At 61.6% G+C, this 15700-nt stretch carries 15 protein-coding genes; 1 reads left to right on the forward strand and 14 read right to left on the reverse strand.

The annotated features are described in order from the left end of the window. Positions 1–20 precede the first annotated feature (20 nt). Complete coding sequence (locus AC27HQ_RS13195) at positions 21–2054, reverse strand: oxidoreductase (RefSeq protein WP_487156643.1); 2034 nt, start codon at positions 2052–2054, stop codon at positions 21–23. Positions 2055–2223: 169 nt separating this feature from the next. Here AC27HQ_RS13195 and AC27HQ_RS13200 point away from each other — a divergent pair, with 169 nt between their 5' ends. Next, a complete protein-coding gene (locus AC27HQ_RS13200) occupies positions 2224–3240 on the forward strand; it encodes an AraC family transcriptional regulator (RefSeq protein ID WP_487156644.1) in 1017 nt (338 codons plus the stop codon). Positions 3241–3549: 309 nt separating this feature from the next. Here the strand turns inward: AC27HQ_RS13200 and AC27HQ_RS13205 are convergent, their stop codons facing one another. The 13 genes from AC27HQ_RS13205 to btuB are packed head-to-tail and all read right to left on the reverse strand — an operon-like array spanning position 3550 to position 15632. Then, on the reverse strand, positions 3550–4305 hold the full coding sequence (locus AC27HQ_RS13205; protein WP_487156645.1) for an adenosylcobinamide-GDP ribazoletransferase: 756 nt from the start codon (positions 4303–4305) through the stop codon (positions 3550–3552). Then, on the reverse strand, positions 4302–4868 hold the full coding sequence (locus AC27HQ_RS13210) for a histidine phosphatase family protein (protein WP_487156646.1): 567 nt from the start codon (positions 4866–4868) through the stop codon (positions 4302–4304). The genes AC27HQ_RS13205 and AC27HQ_RS13210 overlap by 4 nt, the downstream gene beginning before the upstream one ends. Next, positions 4862–5926, reverse strand: a complete 1065-nt coding sequence (gene cobT / locus AC27HQ_RS13215; protein WP_487156647.1) for a nicotinate-nucleotide--dimethylbenzimidazole phosphoribosyltransferase — start codon at positions 5924–5926, stop codon at positions 4862–4864. The genes AC27HQ_RS13210 and cobT overlap by 7 nt, the downstream gene beginning before the upstream one ends. Beyond that, a complete protein-coding gene (cobU, locus tag AC27HQ_RS13220) occupies positions 5923–6444 on the reverse strand; it encodes a bifunctional adenosylcobinamide kinase/adenosylcobinamide-phosphate guanylyltransferase (protein WP_487156648.1) in 522 nt (173 codons plus the stop codon). The genes cobT and cobU overlap by 4 nt, the downstream gene beginning before the upstream one ends. Next, positions 6437–7897 carry a cobyric acid synthase gene (locus AC27HQ_RS13225; protein ID WP_487156649.1) on the reverse strand — a complete coding sequence of 487 codons (1461 nt, stop codon included), beginning with the start codon at positions 7895–7897 and terminating at the stop codon, positions 6437–6439. Before AC27HQ_RS13225 ends, cobU begins: the two co-directional genes overlap by 8 nt. Continuing rightward, positions 7897–8904 carry a threonine-phosphate decarboxylase CobD gene (cobD, locus tag AC27HQ_RS13230; protein WP_487156650.1) on the reverse strand — a complete coding sequence of 336 codons (1008 nt, stop codon included), beginning with the start codon at positions 8902–8904 and terminating at the stop codon, positions 7897–7899. Before cobD ends, AC27HQ_RS13225 begins: the two co-directional genes overlap by 1 nt. Continuing rightward, complete coding sequence (gene cbiB, locus AC27HQ_RS13235; RefSeq protein ID WP_487156651.1) at positions 8897–9805, reverse strand: adenosylcobinamide-phosphate synthase CbiB; 909 nt, start codon at positions 9803–9805, stop codon at positions 8897–8899. Before cbiB ends, cobD begins: the two co-directional genes overlap by 8 nt. Beyond that, positions 9799–10596 carry a cobalamin-binding protein gene (locus tag AC27HQ_RS13240; RefSeq protein WP_487156652.1) on the reverse strand — a complete coding sequence of 266 codons (798 nt, stop codon included), beginning with the start codon at positions 10594–10596 and terminating at the stop codon, positions 9799–9801. Before AC27HQ_RS13240 ends, cbiB begins: the two co-directional genes overlap by 7 nt. Then, positions 10593–11240: a 5,6-dimethylbenzimidazole synthase gene (gene bluB / locus AC27HQ_RS13245; RefSeq protein WP_487156653.1), complete on the reverse strand. Its 648-nt coding sequence runs from the start codon at positions 11238–11240 to the stop codon at positions 10593–10595. The genes AC27HQ_RS13240 and bluB overlap by 4 nt, the downstream gene beginning before the upstream one ends. A gap of 13 nt (positions 11241–11253) precedes the next feature. After that, positions 11254–12591, reverse strand: coding sequence for a cobyrinic acid a,c-diamide synthase CobB (locus tag AC27HQ_RS13250; protein ID WP_487156654.1), 1338 nt, complete (start codon positions 12589–12591; stop codon positions 11254–11256). After that, positions 12588–13199 carry a cob(I)yrinic acid a,c-diamide adenosyltransferase gene (cobO, locus tag AC27HQ_RS13255; protein WP_487156655.1) on the reverse strand — a complete coding sequence of 204 codons (612 nt, stop codon included), beginning with the start codon at positions 13197–13199 and terminating at the stop codon, positions 12588–12590. Before cobO ends, AC27HQ_RS13250 begins: the two co-directional genes overlap by 4 nt. Beyond that, complete coding sequence (locus AC27HQ_RS13260; protein ID WP_487156656.1) at positions 13196–13783, reverse strand: hypothetical protein; 588 nt, start codon at positions 13781–13783, stop codon at positions 13196–13198. Before AC27HQ_RS13260 ends, cobO begins: the two co-directional genes overlap by 4 nt. Before the next feature lie 28 nt (positions 13784–13811). After that, a complete protein-coding gene (btuB, locus tag AC27HQ_RS13265; protein ID WP_487156657.1) occupies positions 13812–15632 on the reverse strand; it encodes a TonB-dependent vitamin B12 receptor in 1821 nt (606 codons plus the stop codon). Between the last annotated feature and the right edge of the window lie 68 nt (positions 15633–15700).

Here is a 15700-nt window from a genome sequence, read left to right on the forward strand (position 1 = left end):
GATGGTCCACGTGAAGCAGCTCAGATAGCCGCCGCCAGACGGGAACCCTGGTCAATGGCGCGTTTGGCGTCGAGTTCGGCCGCTACATCAGCACCACCGATCAGATGCACCGTCTTGCCAGCAGCTTCAAGGCCGGCCTGCAGCTCGCGCAAGGGATCCTGACCGGCACAGATGACCACATTGTCGACCGGCAACACCTGCGTCTCGCCGTCGGCGATACGGATATGCAGGCCGGCATCATCAATTTTCAGATATTGAACGGCATTCAGCATGTGAACCTGCTTGTTCTTCAGGCCGGTACGGTGAATCCAGCCCGTGGTCTTGCCCAGGCCGTCGCCAACCTTGCTGGTCTTGCGTTGCATCAGGTAAACCTCGCGGGCAGGCGGATGTGGTTGCGGCGTGATACCGGCAATACCACCACGGGCCTCAAGATTCAGATCAATGCCCCACTCCTTCCAGAACAGCTGGGTGTCCAGGCTTGGATTGCCGCCCTGATGAGTAATGAATTCGGAGACGTCAAAGCCGATACCACCGGCGCCCATGACCGCCACACGCTGGCCAAGGGATTTGCGCTCAAGGATGACATCCAGATAGCTGAGCACCTTGGGATGGTCGATACCTTCTATATCCGGAGTCCGCGGCTTGATCCCCGTAGCCAGAATGACTTCGTCAAAGCCAGACAGATCGGCGGCTTCAACCCGTTTGTTAAGCTGCAGCTTGACGCCATTCTTGTCGATCATCTTGCCGAAGTAACGCAGGGTTTCGTAGAACTCTTCCTTGCCGGGCACGCGTTTGGCGATATTGAACTGCCCGCCAATCTCAGCGGCCGAATCAAACAAGGTGACCTCATGGCCGCGCTGCGCAGCAATGGTCGAGGCGGCAAGGCCGGCCGGACCGGCTCCGACCACGGCAATTTTCTTCACTTGGGTGGTCGGGATGTAGTTCAGTTCGGTTTCGTGGCAGGCCCGTGGATTGACCAGACAGCTAGTCAGCTTGCCACCGAAGGTATGGTCAAGACAGGCCTGATTGCAGCCGATACAGGTATTGATTTCATCCGCCTTGCCGGCTGCTGCCTTGTTGACGAAATCCGGATCAGCCAGGAATGGCCGTGCCATGGAGACCATGTCCGCATCACCCTCGGCCAGTACCTGCTCGGCGACCTCCGGGGTATTGATCCGGTTGGTGGTGATCAGCGGGATTGATACTTCACCCTTGAGCTTGGCGGTGACCTTGGTAAAGGCCGCACGCGGCACCTTGGTGGCGATGGTCGGAATCCGCGCCTCGTGCCAGCCAATGCCGGTATTGATAATGGTCGCACCGGCCTTTTCGATGGCCTTGGCCAGCATGACCACTTCATCCCAGGTACTGCCGCCTTCAATCAGGTCGAGCATCGACAGACGGTAGATGATGATAAAGTTGGCACCCACACCTTCACGCACGCGGCGCACGATTTCCACTGGCAGGCGCATACGATTTTCATAGCTGCCGCCCCAGCGATCGGTGCGTTTGTTGACGTGGCTGACCAGGAACTGATTGATGAAGTAGCCTTCCGATCCCATGATCTCGACGCCGTCATAACCTGCACTCTGGGCCAGTTGCGAGCAGGTGACAAAATCACTGATCTGCTTCTCGATACCCTCCTCGTCCAGTTCCTTGGGGGTAAAGGGGTTGATGGGTGCCTTCACCGCGCTAGCCGAAACCTGCTTGGGGCTGTAAGCATAGCGACCGGCATGCAGAATCTGCATACAGATCTTGCCACCCGCTTCGTGCACCGCCTTGGTCACTATCTTGTGCTGCTCGGCTTCTTCCGGCGTGCTCATTTTTGCAGCGCCATGGCCCACACTGCCCTCCTCGTTCGGACCGATGCCACCGGTCACAATAAGGCCGACGCCACCCCGTGCGCGTTCGGCAAAGTACGCCGCCATGCGCTCGAACCCATGGGGGCGCTCTTCCAGCCCGGTATGCATGGAACCCATCAGGGTACGGTTGCGCAGCGTGGTAAAACCAAGGTCCAGCGGGGCCAGCAAGTGCGGATAAAGGGTTGATTCGCTCATGGACTGCTCCGGTAATCACATCATCAGGGGACTTTACCGGATACATGCCCGGCAAATGCTATGGCAAGACAATAGGCTTGAGCCTGACCGCACTCAATCACCTTGAATGACATTTTTATAACTTTGAATTACATTTGTGTGTCTGCTCATGCAAGGTAACGGGGCCGCTATGAAACTCGGTGATATCTCAGTCGGCTACCTTTACAGCCTGCAAGCGGCCCTGCATCACCTTGGCCATGACCCCGAACCCCTGTTCCAGCGTTTTCGTATCACACCCGAATTACTGGCCCAGCCGCAGGCACGAATCAGCATTCCGCGCTTCATGCGCCTGGGTAACGCGGCCATACAATTGAGCGGCCGGCCAGACATTGGCCTATTGATGGGGCATCACAGCCACGCCAGTCACCTCGGCCTGGCCGGCTTGACCGCGCAATGCGCCAGCAGCCTGAGCCAAGCCTTCGACACACTGGTCCGCTTTGAACGGCTGTCAAGCCAGAATTACCGTGGTCACTCGCGCTTTGTCAGTCCGGCACTGCGCTTCTACTCCATCAGCCCCTACAACGCATTCAATCTGTTTGTCGTTGACTCCGCGCTGGCTTCGCGGGCGCAACTGGGGCGCTACCTGACGGGCGGCAAGGCCAGACTATCGGCAGTGCATATCGAGTTTCCTGCACCCGGCTATGCGGCGCGCTACGAGGAATGTTTCAGCTGCCCGGTGCTGTTCGAGCAGCAACACAATCAGCTGTTATGGGAACCCGAGAGTCTAGCCATGCTGCTGCCGCAACGCGCACCTGCCAGCTTCCACCACCTCGAGCAGATCGGCCTTGCACAACTGCACGAACTCAGTCGACAGCGCGGATTGCGGGAAAAGGTCGAGGAGATACTCTCACCACATCTACACCAGCGTCTGCCTACTCTGACTGAAGTGGCACGCACACTGGGCTTGCCGTCCTGGACCCTTCGCCGCCGACTACAGCAGGAAGAGCAGACGCGCTTTCAGGACATTATCGATGAAACGCGCCAGGACCTTGCGGTGAGCTATATTCGTGATACCGAGTTGGCTTTGGGAGAAATTGCCTTTCTGCTTGGTTTCTCCTCACCCGGTGCCTTTCAACGCGCCTTCAAGCGCTGGACCGGTCAGCCGCCAGGACAGTTTCGCAGGCAGCAACGCAGGCAAATAGCCTGATGGCGATATGAGTAAGCTGAATTGGCTTGGCAACGCTTGGGCGGGTCAAACAATGCGGTATTACAAGGGGGATTGATGCAGGCTTGATAAGGGAAAACTCGGCGGCGGAAACGCCGAAGCTGTTACATCTCTTCGGCGTCTTCCACTTCCTGATCCCATTCCTGGGCGCGCTGCTCCATCAGTTCTTCGACATAGTCGTTCATTCTTGCTTCCTCATTACTGTTCATGTTCTTCCTGCTGAGTCATGGGACCCAGTAGATGACGCTAATCTGCGTACATGACAGTAAGATGAAGCTCATAAAGAAAAGTTCAGAACTGTAGAGCAAAACCCAGCAAAAACAGCGTCTCAGCCATTTCTAATAGTGCCCCAGCGGTATCACCCGTGGTGCCACCCAGCCGCCGTATCAATACCCGGCGCCAGTATAGGGTGAATATCGCAACGGCAAGCACGGGCAACAATCCAAGCGCACCCCAAGCCACCAGCGCCATTGTACTGATAGTCAACGCATGAACGGCGAGCCAGCGGAGCAAGGAAGGCGGCGCATTGTCGACCAGCACCTGGCCCAGACCACCGGGACGAGCGTAGGGCGTACTGATCAGCAAAACCGGCAACAGCAGACGACCGACCCAGGGTGCCAGTAGCAGCGTCAGCCAGGCTGATGAGCTGCTGACCAGACTGGTCAGGACCGCGAACTTGAGCATCAAAGTCAGAACGAGCGCGATCACACCCATAGGCCCGCAGGCCGGGTCCTTCATGATCGCCAGAGTACGTTCGCGATCGCCGTGCCCACCGACCCAGGCGTCGGCAGTATCCGCCAGCCCGTCCAGATGCAGGGCACCACTTAGCCAGACCCAGACTGCCAACAACAGGGCCGCCTGCAACAAGGGGTTGCTGCCTGACAGCAGCCAGTGCAGTGCCACCAGCAGTATGCCGATCAGCAAACCCACCAGCGGATACCAGAACAGTGAGCGGCCACTCTCCTGCGGCTCGGGCAGACGCGACAGACTGACAGGTAGACGCGTCAGGAATTGCACGGCAATCAGCAGCGGCAGCCAGCCCCTCACAGAGCCTCCAGCCTGCCGGCCGGATCACACCGCAGCTGCACGCGCTGCGCCAGTGCAACCTCGACCTGCAGTAAGTCAGCCCTTGGCAAACCTCGGGCCCGGGTAATCAGCAGACGCATGACGCCGCCGTGGGTAATCAGCAGCAGATGCTCGTCGGCATGCTCTGCGGCCAGTTTATCGATACTCGCCAGCACCCGTTGCTCGAATGCCGTCATTGTCTCACCGCCCGGCGCGTTGAACTGATAGGGATCGCGCCAGAACGCCGCCAGCCGGTCGGAATACTCCGGCATCAGCTCCGCTGGCGAGCGCCCTTCCCATTCTCCAAAATGCAGCTCGCGCAACCCCGGCTCAAAGCTGACTGGCAAGTTCAGCTGCTCAGCCAGATCCTGGGCAAATAGCGCGCAACGCCGCAGCGGCGAACTGACAATCCGCGTCCAGGCTCCGGGCGCCTGACAGGCCAGCTGCATCTGCTGCCAGCCCTCGGCGGTCAGGTCATCATCCAGGCTGCCGCGCAGGGTGCCTGCCAGGGCTGTTTCACCGTGACGCAGCAGCTCGATCAGCATGATTGTCTCTCCGACACAGCGGCCTCGGCAAAGGTTGCCATGCGGTTATGCAGGGCGCAGGCCGCACGAAGCAGGGGCACTGCTACCGCCGCACCGCTGCCTTCACCCAGGCGCATGCCCAGGTCCAGCAAGGGCTCTGCCTGCAAGGCCTGCAGCACTAGTACGTGGCCTGGCTCGGCGCTGCGATGACTGAACAGCATCCATTTCCGGCAGCCGGGATTCAGGCGCGTGGCACAAAGCGCCGCGACCGAACTGATATAACCATCCACCAGTACCGGCAAACCCCGTTGCGCCGCCGCCACGTAGGCGCCCGCCAGTGCCGTTATCTCCAGTCCGCCCAGGCGCGCCATGGCTGTCAGCGGATCGGATAGATACGCCGCATGCAACGCCAGACCTCGCTCAACGATCTGCAGTTTGTGGGCAACCCCGGCAGCATCCAGCCCGGTACCCGCTCCAACCAGCTTCGCTGCGGGCAACTCGAGCAAGGCGCTGGCCAGGGCACAGGCACTGGTGCTGTTACCAATGCCCATCTCGCCGCCGATAAACAGATCTGCAGCAGCCGCGGCCGACACCGCATCGCGCCCGGCCTGCAAGGCCTGCCGACACTGTTCATGGGTCATTGCAGCGGTACGGGTAAAGTTGGCGGTGCCGGGGGCAATAGGGCGGTGCTCGACCTGGCTCAGGGCAGTGACCGGGGTGGCCAGCCCCAGATCCATGACCCTGAGCGTCGCACCCAACTGATCCGCAAGCACACAGATAGCCGCACCGCCACGGGCAAAGTTGCCCAGCATCTGCCCGGTCACCGCTTGCGGATAGACAGACACGCCCTCCTCGGTCACCCCATGGTCAGCAGCAAAAATGCAGATCCAGGGTGCTTGGATACCAGGCTGCTCCTGTCCCTGCATGGCCGCCAGTTCGATGGCCAGGGTCTCCAGTTGACCCAGCGCGCCCGCAGGCTTGGTCAACTCTGTCTGGCGCAGCACTGCAGCAGCCCGCACCTCTTGCTGCCATGCAGCGACCGGCGCTTTCCACCAATGGGCCTCGGGGCGCAAGGTCATGGATAGCGCCCCTTGACCGCCAGGGGCAGCCCGGCGACACAGAACAGCACGCGCTGACAGCGCTGGGCCAGCGCCTGATGCAACCAGCCAGCTTCATCCACATAGCGACGACTGAGCTCGCCCAGGGGCACCACGCCCAGCCCGGTCTCGTTACTGACCAGAATGATCCGCCCAGGCAAGGCTTCAATGCAGTCCAGCAAGGCCTCGCGCTCGGTCTGCAAACGCTCGGGCGCATCACAGAGCAGCAGATTGGTCAGCCACAAGGTCAGGCAATCGACCAGCAGACAGCGCTTCACACTCGCCTGCTGCTGCAGTACCCGAGCCAGCGCCAGGGGCTCCTCAATCAGCGCCCAGTGTTGGGGCCGCCGCTGTTGGTGCTCGACAATCCGGACACTCATCTCGCCATCCAGTGCCTGGCTGGTGGCGATATAGGTCACTTCCAGGCCGCTGTCACTGGCCAACTGCTCGGCCAGTCGACTCTTGCCCGAGCGCGCGCCCCCTAGTATCAATTCACGCATGAGTTACCCCACAGCATTGCAATAACAGCTCGGTGTTCAGGTGCGCCTCGACGCATTGCGCCAGGCGCTCGATATCGCGCTCGCGCAGCGCTGCGTAATCCAGCGCCTGGGCCTGTTCCAGCCCGGCCCAGCGCAGCAGTGCCTGACTGGCTGCCGGCGATTCAAACAAGCCGTGCAGATAGGTACCGGCAATCTGCCCGTCGGCACTCAGCACACCGTCCGCCTCGCCGCTGTCGAGGTACAGCAGCGGCCGTTCCAGAGCCGGGCCGCTGCTGCGCCCGGCATGTATTTCGTAACCACTGACCCGCGCCTGATCCAGTTGCAGCTGCCCGCTTACCCGGGTCAGGCGCTTATGCGCCTGCAAGCGGGTAGCAAAGTCCAGCAGCCCCAGTGCCGGTTCAGTTCCCACAGGTCCCTCCAACCCCAGGGGGTCGTGCACGCACTGACCCAGCATCTGCAGGCCGCCGCAGATACCCAGCAGCTTGCCGCCGTATCGCAGATGCCGACTGATCGCCTGATCCCAGCCATGTTGGCGCAGAAAAGCCAGATCGGCAGCCACGCTCTTGGAGCCGGGTAGAATGATCAGATCAGCCGCCGGTATTGGCTGGCCCGGACCGACAAACTGCAGGTCTACCTGAGGATGCAGACGCAGAGGATCAAAGTCGGTGTGGTTACTGATACGCGGCAGCACCGGCACCAGTACCCGCAGCGCGTTGGCCTGCTTGACGCCTTGACTGGCATTGACGGCATCTTCCGCCTCCAGGTGCAGGTCATGCAGATAGGGCAGCACGCCCAGCACCGGTTTCCCGGTATGCGCTTCAAGCCAGTCGAGACCCGGCTGCAGCAGAGCGATGTCACCGCGAAAACGGTTGATCACAAAGCCTTTGATGCGCGCCTGCTCGCTGTCGGACAGCAGCGCCAGGGTGCCGACCAGATGGGCAAAGACCCCGCCCTTGTCGATATCGGCAATCAGAATCACCGGACAGTCCACCGCCTCGGCAAAGCCCATATTGGCAATGTCCCCGGCACGCAGATTGATTTCCGCCGGTGATCCGGCGCCCTCCACCAACACCGTCTGGTATTGCTGCAGCAGCCGTGCATGTGAGGCCAGTACCGCCTGCAAGGCCACCGGCTTGTAGGCATGGTAGGTGGTTGCATCCATACAACCGATCGGATGACCGTGCACAATGACCTGAGCACCGACATCGGTATTGGGTTTGAGCAGCACCGGATTCATATCCGTGTGCGGCTGCAGGTGCGCTGCCTGGGCCTGCACCGCCTGGGCGCGACCGATCTCGCCGCCGTCTACCGTGACAGCCGCGTTCAACGCCATATTCTGCGGTTTGAAAGGCGCAACGCTGATCCCACGGTGCCGCAACCAGCGACACAGTGCCGTCACCAGAGTGCTTTTACCGGCATCCGAGGTGGCGCCCTGAATCATCAGCGTGGCCATCAGCGGGCACTCCTGAGCGGCCTAGCAAGATACTCTTCCAGCGCGCTTTGCAACTGCTGCCAGCCCGCCTCAGTGCCGGGCAGGCCAATGCGCACGGCCGGAGGCGCATCGAAGAGGCGCAGCAGAATGCCCCTTTCCGCCATGTGCAGGTAGAGCCCTTTAGCCTCGGCCATGGGTAGATACTGGAAGAGTTCACAGCCGCCCGCTGGCGCTAATCCGGCGCGCGCCAACAACGCAACCAAACGGGCGCTGTCCTGCTGCAAGCGCGTCCGCCACAGGCTCTGGATCATCTGATTGGCCAGCGCCGCCTTGCCTATAGCACGGGCAGGACCGCTGACACTCCAGGGGCCCAGCAGGCGGCGCAATGAAGACAGCACTACCGGCTCGGCCAATACAAAGCCCAAGCGCACGCCAGCCAGACCAAAAAACTTGCCCAATGAACGCAGTACCAGCAGGCCGGGCCTATCACTGTAGGGTGCCAGACTGATCTGCGGCCTCGGGTCGGCAAAGGCTTCATCCACCAACAAACAGCCGCCATGCTGATGCAAGCGTTGATGCCACACCAGCAGCGTCTCGACATCAATCACCTGGCCTGTCGGATTATTTGGATTGACCACCACCAGCAGATCAAGCCCTGACAACTGTTCGGCAACCTCAGACAAAGCCAGTGCAAGCACCTGATGCCCGGCTTTTTCCCAAGCATGTCGATGCTCGGCATAACAGGGCTCGACAATGCCCACCCGCAGTTGATCAGAAAATAACCGTGGCAGGGCCTGGATCGCCGCTTGCGAGCCCGCTACAGGTAGCACATGAGCGGCCTGATAATAGGACTGAGCCAGGGCTTCCAGGCCGTCCTGTTCCTCTGGCAGGCGCGCCCAATCCTCGACCGCCAGCGCCGGCAGGGGCCACTCATAGGGCGCCAGTCCGGTGGACAGATCAATCCACTCTTCCGGGGCGATGCCGAAACGCTCGGCGGCCTGCCGCACGCCACCGCCGTGCTCAAGCATGCAGCACCGCCCAGATCGCCAGCAGAACCACCAGCCAGAACAACACCGCCAGACGCACCAATCGCAGGGCCCGGTCAATATCCGCTGCCTGGGCAGCGGGGCCGGCACCCAGCAGGGAACGATCATGTACCGCGCCATGGTAGACAGCAGGACCACCGAGACTGACATGCAGCGCCCCGGCGCCCGCCGCCATCACCGGACCGGCGTTGGGACTGTCCCACTGTGGCGCCTGGCTGCGCCAGCACGCCAGGGCCTGACGGGTGCGGCCACAGAGCGCGTAGCTTAGCGCCACCAGGCGCGCCGGCAGGTAATTGAGCAGGTCATCCAGGCGTGCCGCCGCCCAGCCAAACTGGTCATAGCGCGCATTGCGGTAACCCCACATGGCATCCAGGGTGTTGGCCAGTCGGTACAGCACCACCCCGGGAGCGCCCAGCAGGGCAAACCAGAACAGGGCGGCAAATACCGCATCGCTGCCATTCTCCAGCACCGACTCGGTCGCTGCGCGGGCCACGCCCTGCTCATCCAGCGCCTCGGTCTGGCGGCTGACCATATAACCCACGCGCTGTCGCGCCCGCGCCAGGTCGCCCTCCCGCAAGGCCGCGCTGACCGGGCTGGCATGCTCGGCCAGGCTGCGTAGGCCGATGGCCAGATACAGCAGTAACAGGGAAAAGACCCAGCCGACCTGCGGCAGACTGGCCAGCAGCCAGGCCAACAGCGTCAGCGGCAACACCGCCAAGACCCAGGCCAGAAGGCCGCGCCAGCGACGTTGAGCGCTCTTATTCAAGCGCTGCTCCAGATAGCCGGCAAAACCGCCGAAGCCGACCAGCGGGTGCCAGCGCCGCGGCTCACCGAGCCAGTGGTCAAGCGCCAGCGCCGCCAGGATCAGCGGGACGTTCAGCATTGACGCTGATCCCAGTCACGGATCAGGCGGTGCAGTTGCTCCAGCCCAATGGTCAAGGCCGAGATACCCGGCTGCAGAATATCCGGCGACTTGATCTCGAACAGTTGCCCGTCACGCAGTGCCGGAATCGCTGGCCAACCCGGCCGATCCGCCAGATGCTCCGGGCGAAAACGCTTACCACACCAGGAGCCGATAATCAGATCCGGCGCTCGTCTGACCACGTCCTGCGGGTCGATGATATAGCGCTGTTTGGCCTTGGGATAGTGGCTGAGTTCAGCAAAACAGTCTTCGCCACCGGCCAGCTCGATCAGCTCACTGGCCCAGCGAATGCCCGAGATCAGCGGGCCATCCCACTCCTCGAAATACACTTTGGGTCGGCGTGACAATTGCGCTGCCTGTTGCCGCACTCGATCCATCCCGGCCTGCAGCTCGGCGACCAGCGCCTCAGCCCGCTCGCTGGCGTGCACCAGTGCACCCAGGGTCTCGATCATGCGCAGGATGCCAGCGATATCGCGTTGATTGAACAGGTGTACTTCCAGCCCCTCGCGCGCCAGCTCGGCAGCGATATCCGCCTGCAGGTCGCAATAACCCAGCACCAGATCCGGTTTGAGTGCGAGAATCTTCTCGGTCTTGGCGCTGGTAAAAGCCGACACCTTGGGTTTTTCCTTGCGCGCCTGCGGCGGATGCACGGTAAAGCCGGAAATACCGACAATTCGATCCTGTTCGCCCAGCCGATAGAGCACCTCGCAGGTTTCGGTGGACAGACAAACGATGCGTTGCGGGCCTTTCATGGCGACTCCCATTGATCGGTAAACAGCAGTTCGGACAAGGGCCTGACGCTGGTCCAGCCCTGCTCCACCAGCATCGGCTCGGCATAGAAGGCTTCCACTGGCCCCAGACACAGCACCGCGACCGGCCTGGCCCCGGCGGGCATGCCCAGCAGCTCTGCCAGCTCCGAGGGCTCGAACAAGGACACCCAGCCCAGCCCGAGGCCTTCGGCACGCGCCGCCAGCCACAGGTTCTGAATGGCACAGGCCACCGAGGCCAGGTCCATTTCCGGCAGGGTACGACGACCAAACACATGCTGCTCGCGGCCATCCGGCAAGGCCGCCACCAGCAGCTCGGCGCAGTTGAGAATGCCCTCGACCTTGAGCCGCATAAAATCCTCCGCGCGTTCACCCAACGCCTCGGCGGTGCACAGCCGCTCCTGCTCCACCAGCCGGTGAATGGCCGTGCGCAGCTCAGGCCGGGTAATACGTACAAATCGCCAGGGCTGCATCAGCCCAACACTCGGGGCCTGATGCGCCGCCTGCAACAAGCGCGACAGTTGCTCGGGCGGCACCACGCCGCCGCTGAAGTGGCGCATATCCCGACGCTCACGAATTGCACGGTAGACTGCGTTGCGCTCAACGGCGGAAAAGGCCGATGTACTCATGGTCGAATGCCGTTCATGGGCGATACAAGGCCGCTGCCGCCAGCGGATTGCCCGGCAGATACAAGTGAACGTAGGAAGCGGTCAAACGATCAATACGCCATACCGCTTCGGCAGTGCGCCTGTAGTTCGGGCACTCGCCACGTACCAGCGGTTCGAGCTCACATACCAGTGACGAGTGATGAAAAGTATGCCCGCGCAGCGTGCCTTCCGGCAGCGCCACTTCCTGAAGGGCCAAGGCAGTCAGGCGCTTTTGCATGGTCGCCTGACCCGGCAACAGACCGACCAGATCGGCTCGGACACCTTCAGCATCGGTCAGCGATTCGCACAGGTAGAGCATGCCGCCACATTCGGCATGAATCGGTTTGCCCGCCGCATGATGCTGCCGAATCGCCGCCTGCATGGCGCTATTGCTGCCCAGCTCGGCCAGATGCAATTCGGGGTAGCCACCCGGTAGATAGAGGCTGTCCACATCCGGCAACTGCCGATCGGCCAGCGGCGAGAAAAACACCAGCTCGGCGCCCAGCGCCTCCAGCAGATCCAGATTGGCCTGGTAGATAAAGGCGAAGGCGCTGTCGCGCGCCACCCCGATACGCACGCCCTGCAGGCCTTGCAGCGCAGACAGGTCGCCAGTGTTCTCAGGAACGGCAAAGCGCACCGGTGAGGGCAAGGGTGCAACCTCGCCATCCGCCAGCGTGCCCAATGTCTCCAGCAGCGCATCGGCAGCGGCATCCAGTCGCGCATCCAGATCGGCCAGTTCATCCGCCTGAACCAGGCCCAGGTGGCGGCTCGGCAGCGTGATTGCTTCGCTACGCGGCAACGCACCAAACCAGGTATGGCCCGCTGGCAGGCAGTCACGCAGAATCTCCCCATGCCGCGTACTGCCGACCTTGTTGGCCAATACCCCGGCAAAGGGCAGGTTAGGCTGATAGCTGGCCAGACCATGGGCCATGGCGCCGAAGGTCTGGGCCATGCCCGAACCATCAATCACCGCCATGACCGGCACGCCAAAACAGCGCGCCAGATCCGCCGCCGAGGGCGTGCCATCAAACAGGCCCATGACGCCCTCGATCAGGATCAGGTCGGACTCGGCCGCCGCCGCATTGAGCAGGCGTCGGCTTTCATCCTCGCCGATCATCCACAGGTCGATCTGGTACACCGGCCGACCGCTGGCGCGCTGCAGGATCATAGGATCGAGAAAGTCCGGCCCGCATTTGAACACCTGCACGCGTCTGCCCTGACGGCTATGCAGCCGCGCCAGTGCAGCGGTGATGGTGGTCTTGCCCTGCCCGGAAGCAGGCGCGGCGATCAGTAACGCCGGACACTGCTGCTCTGTTACTGCGCTCTTGTTCAAAACTCCACCCCTTTCTGCGCCTTGATGCCCGCTTTGAAGGCGTGCTTGACCACCCCCATCTCGGTCACCGTATCGGCGGCCTCGATCAGCTCAGCGGGCGCGCCGCGACCAGTGACCACCACATGCTGGGCCAGCGGCCGTGAGCCGATGTCGCGCAACACCTGATCGAGCGACAGATAACCGTACTTGAGGGCTATGCTCAGCTCATCCAGCACCACCAGTGCCACCTCGGCATCGCTCATCAACTCCACGGCTACAGCCCAGGCGGCTTCGGCCTTGGCAATATCGGCCTGGCGATCCTGGGTTTCCCAGGTAAACCCGGCGCCCATCACGTGATAACGCACCTGTTCGGGGAAACGCCGAAAGAAGGTTTCCTCGCCAGTACTGCGGGCACCCTTGATGAACTGCACTATGCCCACCTGCATGCCGTGGCCGAGACTGCGCGCGGCCATGCCAAAGGCCGAGCTGCTCTTGCCCTTGCCATTGCCGGTCAACACCAGGAGCAGGCCATGCTCGTTCTGGGCCTGGGCGATCTTCTCATCGACTACCGCCTTCTTGCGCTGCATGCGCAGGCGGTGGCGTTCGTCACGCTCAGCGCTGTCACTCATGCCTGACGACCGGCTTGCCCTGCACTCGCGGCCGTGTGGGCGTGGTAAATGCGCGCGGCGATATAGATCAGCGTCGCAGCACCCACATACAGCGCCAGGCCGCTAAGGTATTGCGGGTAGTAGGTGGCAATACGCTCGAGCATGCCGACAAAGGTCGGACTCTCATGACGGCCGGAGAAGAAATAGAAGCCACCACTGGAAAACAATTGGCAAACCAGCGCACTGCCAAGCGCAGTGGGTACCAGTACCAGCAAGCTGCTGAATTGCTCACGATGCCAGCGGGCGTAAAGGCGTCCGCCAAACCAGAGCGCAGCGTAGGCCGGCAACAACATCCAGTAGGCAACTGTCATGCAGTGATGCCCGGCATTGCTCCAGCCGACACTCATGATGTCCATGAAGGTGGTTTGCAGAAACAGCAGCGGAAATACCCAGCGCGGCTTGAGCAGCACCCCGGCAAGGAAGAATACCGCCCAGGATGCGCCCGGCAGATTGACCAGGCTGAAATGGCTGCCACGGGTCATGGCAATCAGCAGTACAAGTACGATACCAATAGCCAACTGGCTACGTCTGGACAGGTCCAACATGGTCATCCTCCTTGGATGTTTGGGTAAATCAAAGCGCTTGATAGCGCAGGGTCAGATAGCCCGCCCTACCCTGTTGCTGGTAGGTCGCGGCAGTTTCATAGTCGCTGTCAAACAGGTTGCTGATGCGCGCCTGAACGCGCCAGCTATCACTCAACTGATATTCGGAGCGCAACTCGACGGTGTTGTAGCCGGACAGCTCGTTGGTGTTGCTGGCGTTATCCCAACGCCGTCCCTCGACATGCAGACTGGCGCCGACGCCCAGCCGACCAAAACGGCGATCCAGATCCAGATTGAATATCTGTTCGGCGCGGCGAGGCAGCAGGTCGCCCTGACCGGCACGGGAAGACTTGTTGGCGGGGTCCTGCAGCGTCAGGTTGCTGCTCAGATCCCAATTCAGCACCTGGCTGGCGATCGACAGTTCAATGCCGGTAATGACCGCCTTGTCGATATTCTGCGCCCGCAGTCCGCTGCCCTGATTGAAGTAGGCGATCAGGTCGTCGATCTTGTTGCGATAGACCGCCACCGCCCAACTACCCCACAGGTGTTCGCCGTCCAGACCCAGCTCCAGTCCCTGGGAGGTCTCCTCGTTGATATCCGGATTGCCAAAGGTCGGGTGGTACAGCTGGTTGAAGGTCGGCGCCTTGAACGCTGTGCCATAGCTGGCACTGGTCCGCAGGCTGTCGTTGATGGCATAGCCATAGCCAATGCTGCCGGTGTTGTAGGTGCCATGCTGTTCGTTATCATCATGTCGGGCACTGAACTGCAGCTCGTGGCGACCTAGCTGTGCCAGGTATTGTGCATAAGCGCCGTGATTGTCGCGGCTGTCTTCAGCAAACGAGGTAGTGCCGCTGACCGAGTCCTGCAGCAGGTCATAGCCCAGGGTCAGTACCTGGCCGGGCTTGATGCGCACATCGTTCTGCCAACTGAAGCTGTCACGGCGGGTATCGATACGGGTGTTGAAAACATCGCCATTGAAAGTATCGACCTTGTCTTCACTTCGCCCAGCCTGCAGGGTCACCAGCCAGGGATCGGTGGGCGCGAAGCGTGCGCGTAGACCATGGGTGCGCAGCAGGTTGTCGGCGTTAGCCTTGAAGCCGGAATCATAGTCATTGTGCGAGCGCACCTCGATGACATGGCCGTCCAGCTCCAGACCGCTATCAAAGCGATAGCCCAGATTGAGATTGGCCGACCACTCCCGGTAGCCATCGTTGTCAGGTTCTGGGGATGGCGCGCCGGGGCGCGCATCAATGCCGCGGGTGCCCATGCTGCTCAGCCCCAGGTTGTACCAGGCATTGCCCAGGCCACCGAAAACCCCGGCGCTGCCAGCGTCATAATGACGGCTACCCGCCGTCGCCGCCGCCCAGGGCCGCGCGCCCTGCTGCTCGCCCCGGCGGGTAAAGATCTGAATCACCCCGCCTATGGCTTCCGAGCCGTAGAGACTGGAGCGCGGGCCGCGCACCACCTCGATACGCTCGACCTGCTCGACCGGCAGGTTCTGCAGCGCCACGTCACCCGTGGTCGCCGAACCCTGGCGTATGCCGTCGATCAATATCAGTACATGATTGCTGTTGGTACCGCGAATGCCCAAGGCCTCATTCTTGCCATGGCCTCCGGTGTTGGTCAGGTTGATGCCCGGCACGCGGCGTAGCAACTGCGCCACACTGGTTGCCTGCAACCGTTCAATATCGGCCCGCTCGATAACGCTGACCGAAGCAATGCCCTCACTCGCCGACAGAGTCGTTCGCGTGGCGGTGATTACCTGATCATTCAGGCTCAGAGAATTGGCAAGACAAAAGGAAGAAAGGCCCATACAGGCCACCGCCAAAGTGGCGGAGAAAAAGCGGTTCATGCGTTCAAGTGCTCCGTCGTACCAACCCGTACGACACTGCTGTAGGTAAGCAGTCGGCGGAGCATTAA

This window comes from Halopseudomonas sp. 4NH20-0008 (assembly GCF_057548395.1).

What these genes read in the sequence shown, in the direction of transcription:
- cobD (WP_487156650.1), bottom strand. Translation starts at nt 8,904, where the DNA reads ATGCTTGAGCACGGCGGTGGCGTGCGGCAGGCCGCCGAGCGTTTCGGC.
- cobO (WP_487156655.1), bottom strand. Translation starts at nt 13,199, where the DNA reads ATGAGTGACAGCGCTGAGCGTGACGAACGCCACCGCCTGCGCATGCAG.
- cobT (WP_487156647.1), bottom strand. Translation starts at nt 5,926, where the DNA reads ATGACCTTGCGCCCCGAGGCCCATTGGTGGAAAGCGCCGGTCGCTGCA.
- btuB (WP_487156657.1), bottom strand. Translation starts at nt 15,632, where the DNA reads ATGAACCGCTTTTTCTCCGCCACTTTGGCGGTGGCCTGTATGGGCCTT.
- AC27HQ_RS13195 (WP_487156643.1), bottom strand. Translation starts at nt 2,054, where the DNA reads ATGAGCGAATCAACCCTTTATCCGCACTTGCTGGCCCCGCTGGACCTT.
- cbiB (WP_487156651.1), bottom strand. Translation starts at nt 9,805, where the DNA reads ATGCTGAACGTCCCGCTGATCCTGGCGGCGCTGGCGCTTGACCACTGG.
- bluB (WP_487156653.1), bottom strand. Translation starts at nt 11,240, where the DNA reads ATGAGTACATCGGCCTTTTCCGCCGTTGAGCGCAACGCAGTCTACCGT.
- AC27HQ_RS13240 (WP_487156652.1), bottom strand. Translation starts at nt 10,596, where the DNA reads ATGAAAGGCCCGCAACGCATCGTTTGTCTGTCCACCGAAACCTGCGAG.
- AC27HQ_RS13260 (WP_487156656.1), bottom strand. Translation starts at nt 13,783, where the DNA reads ATGTTGGACCTGTCCAGACGTAGCCAGTTGGCTATTGGTATCGTACTT.
- AC27HQ_RS13210 (WP_487156646.1), bottom strand. Translation starts at nt 4,868, where the DNA reads ATGCTGATCGAGCTGCTGCGTCACGGTGAAACAGCCCTGGCAGGCACC.
- cobU (WP_487156648.1), bottom strand. Translation starts at nt 6,444, where the DNA reads ATGCGTGAATTGATACTAGGGGGCGCGCGCTCGGGCAAGAGTCGACTG.
- AC27HQ_RS13225 (WP_487156649.1), bottom strand. Translation starts at nt 7,897, where the DNA reads ATGGCCACGCTGATGATTCAGGGCGCCACCTCGGATGCCGGTAAAAGC.
- AC27HQ_RS13200 (WP_487156644.1), top strand. Translation starts at nt 2,224, where the DNA reads ATGAAACTCGGTGATATCTCAGTCGGCTACCTTTACAGCCTGCAAGCG.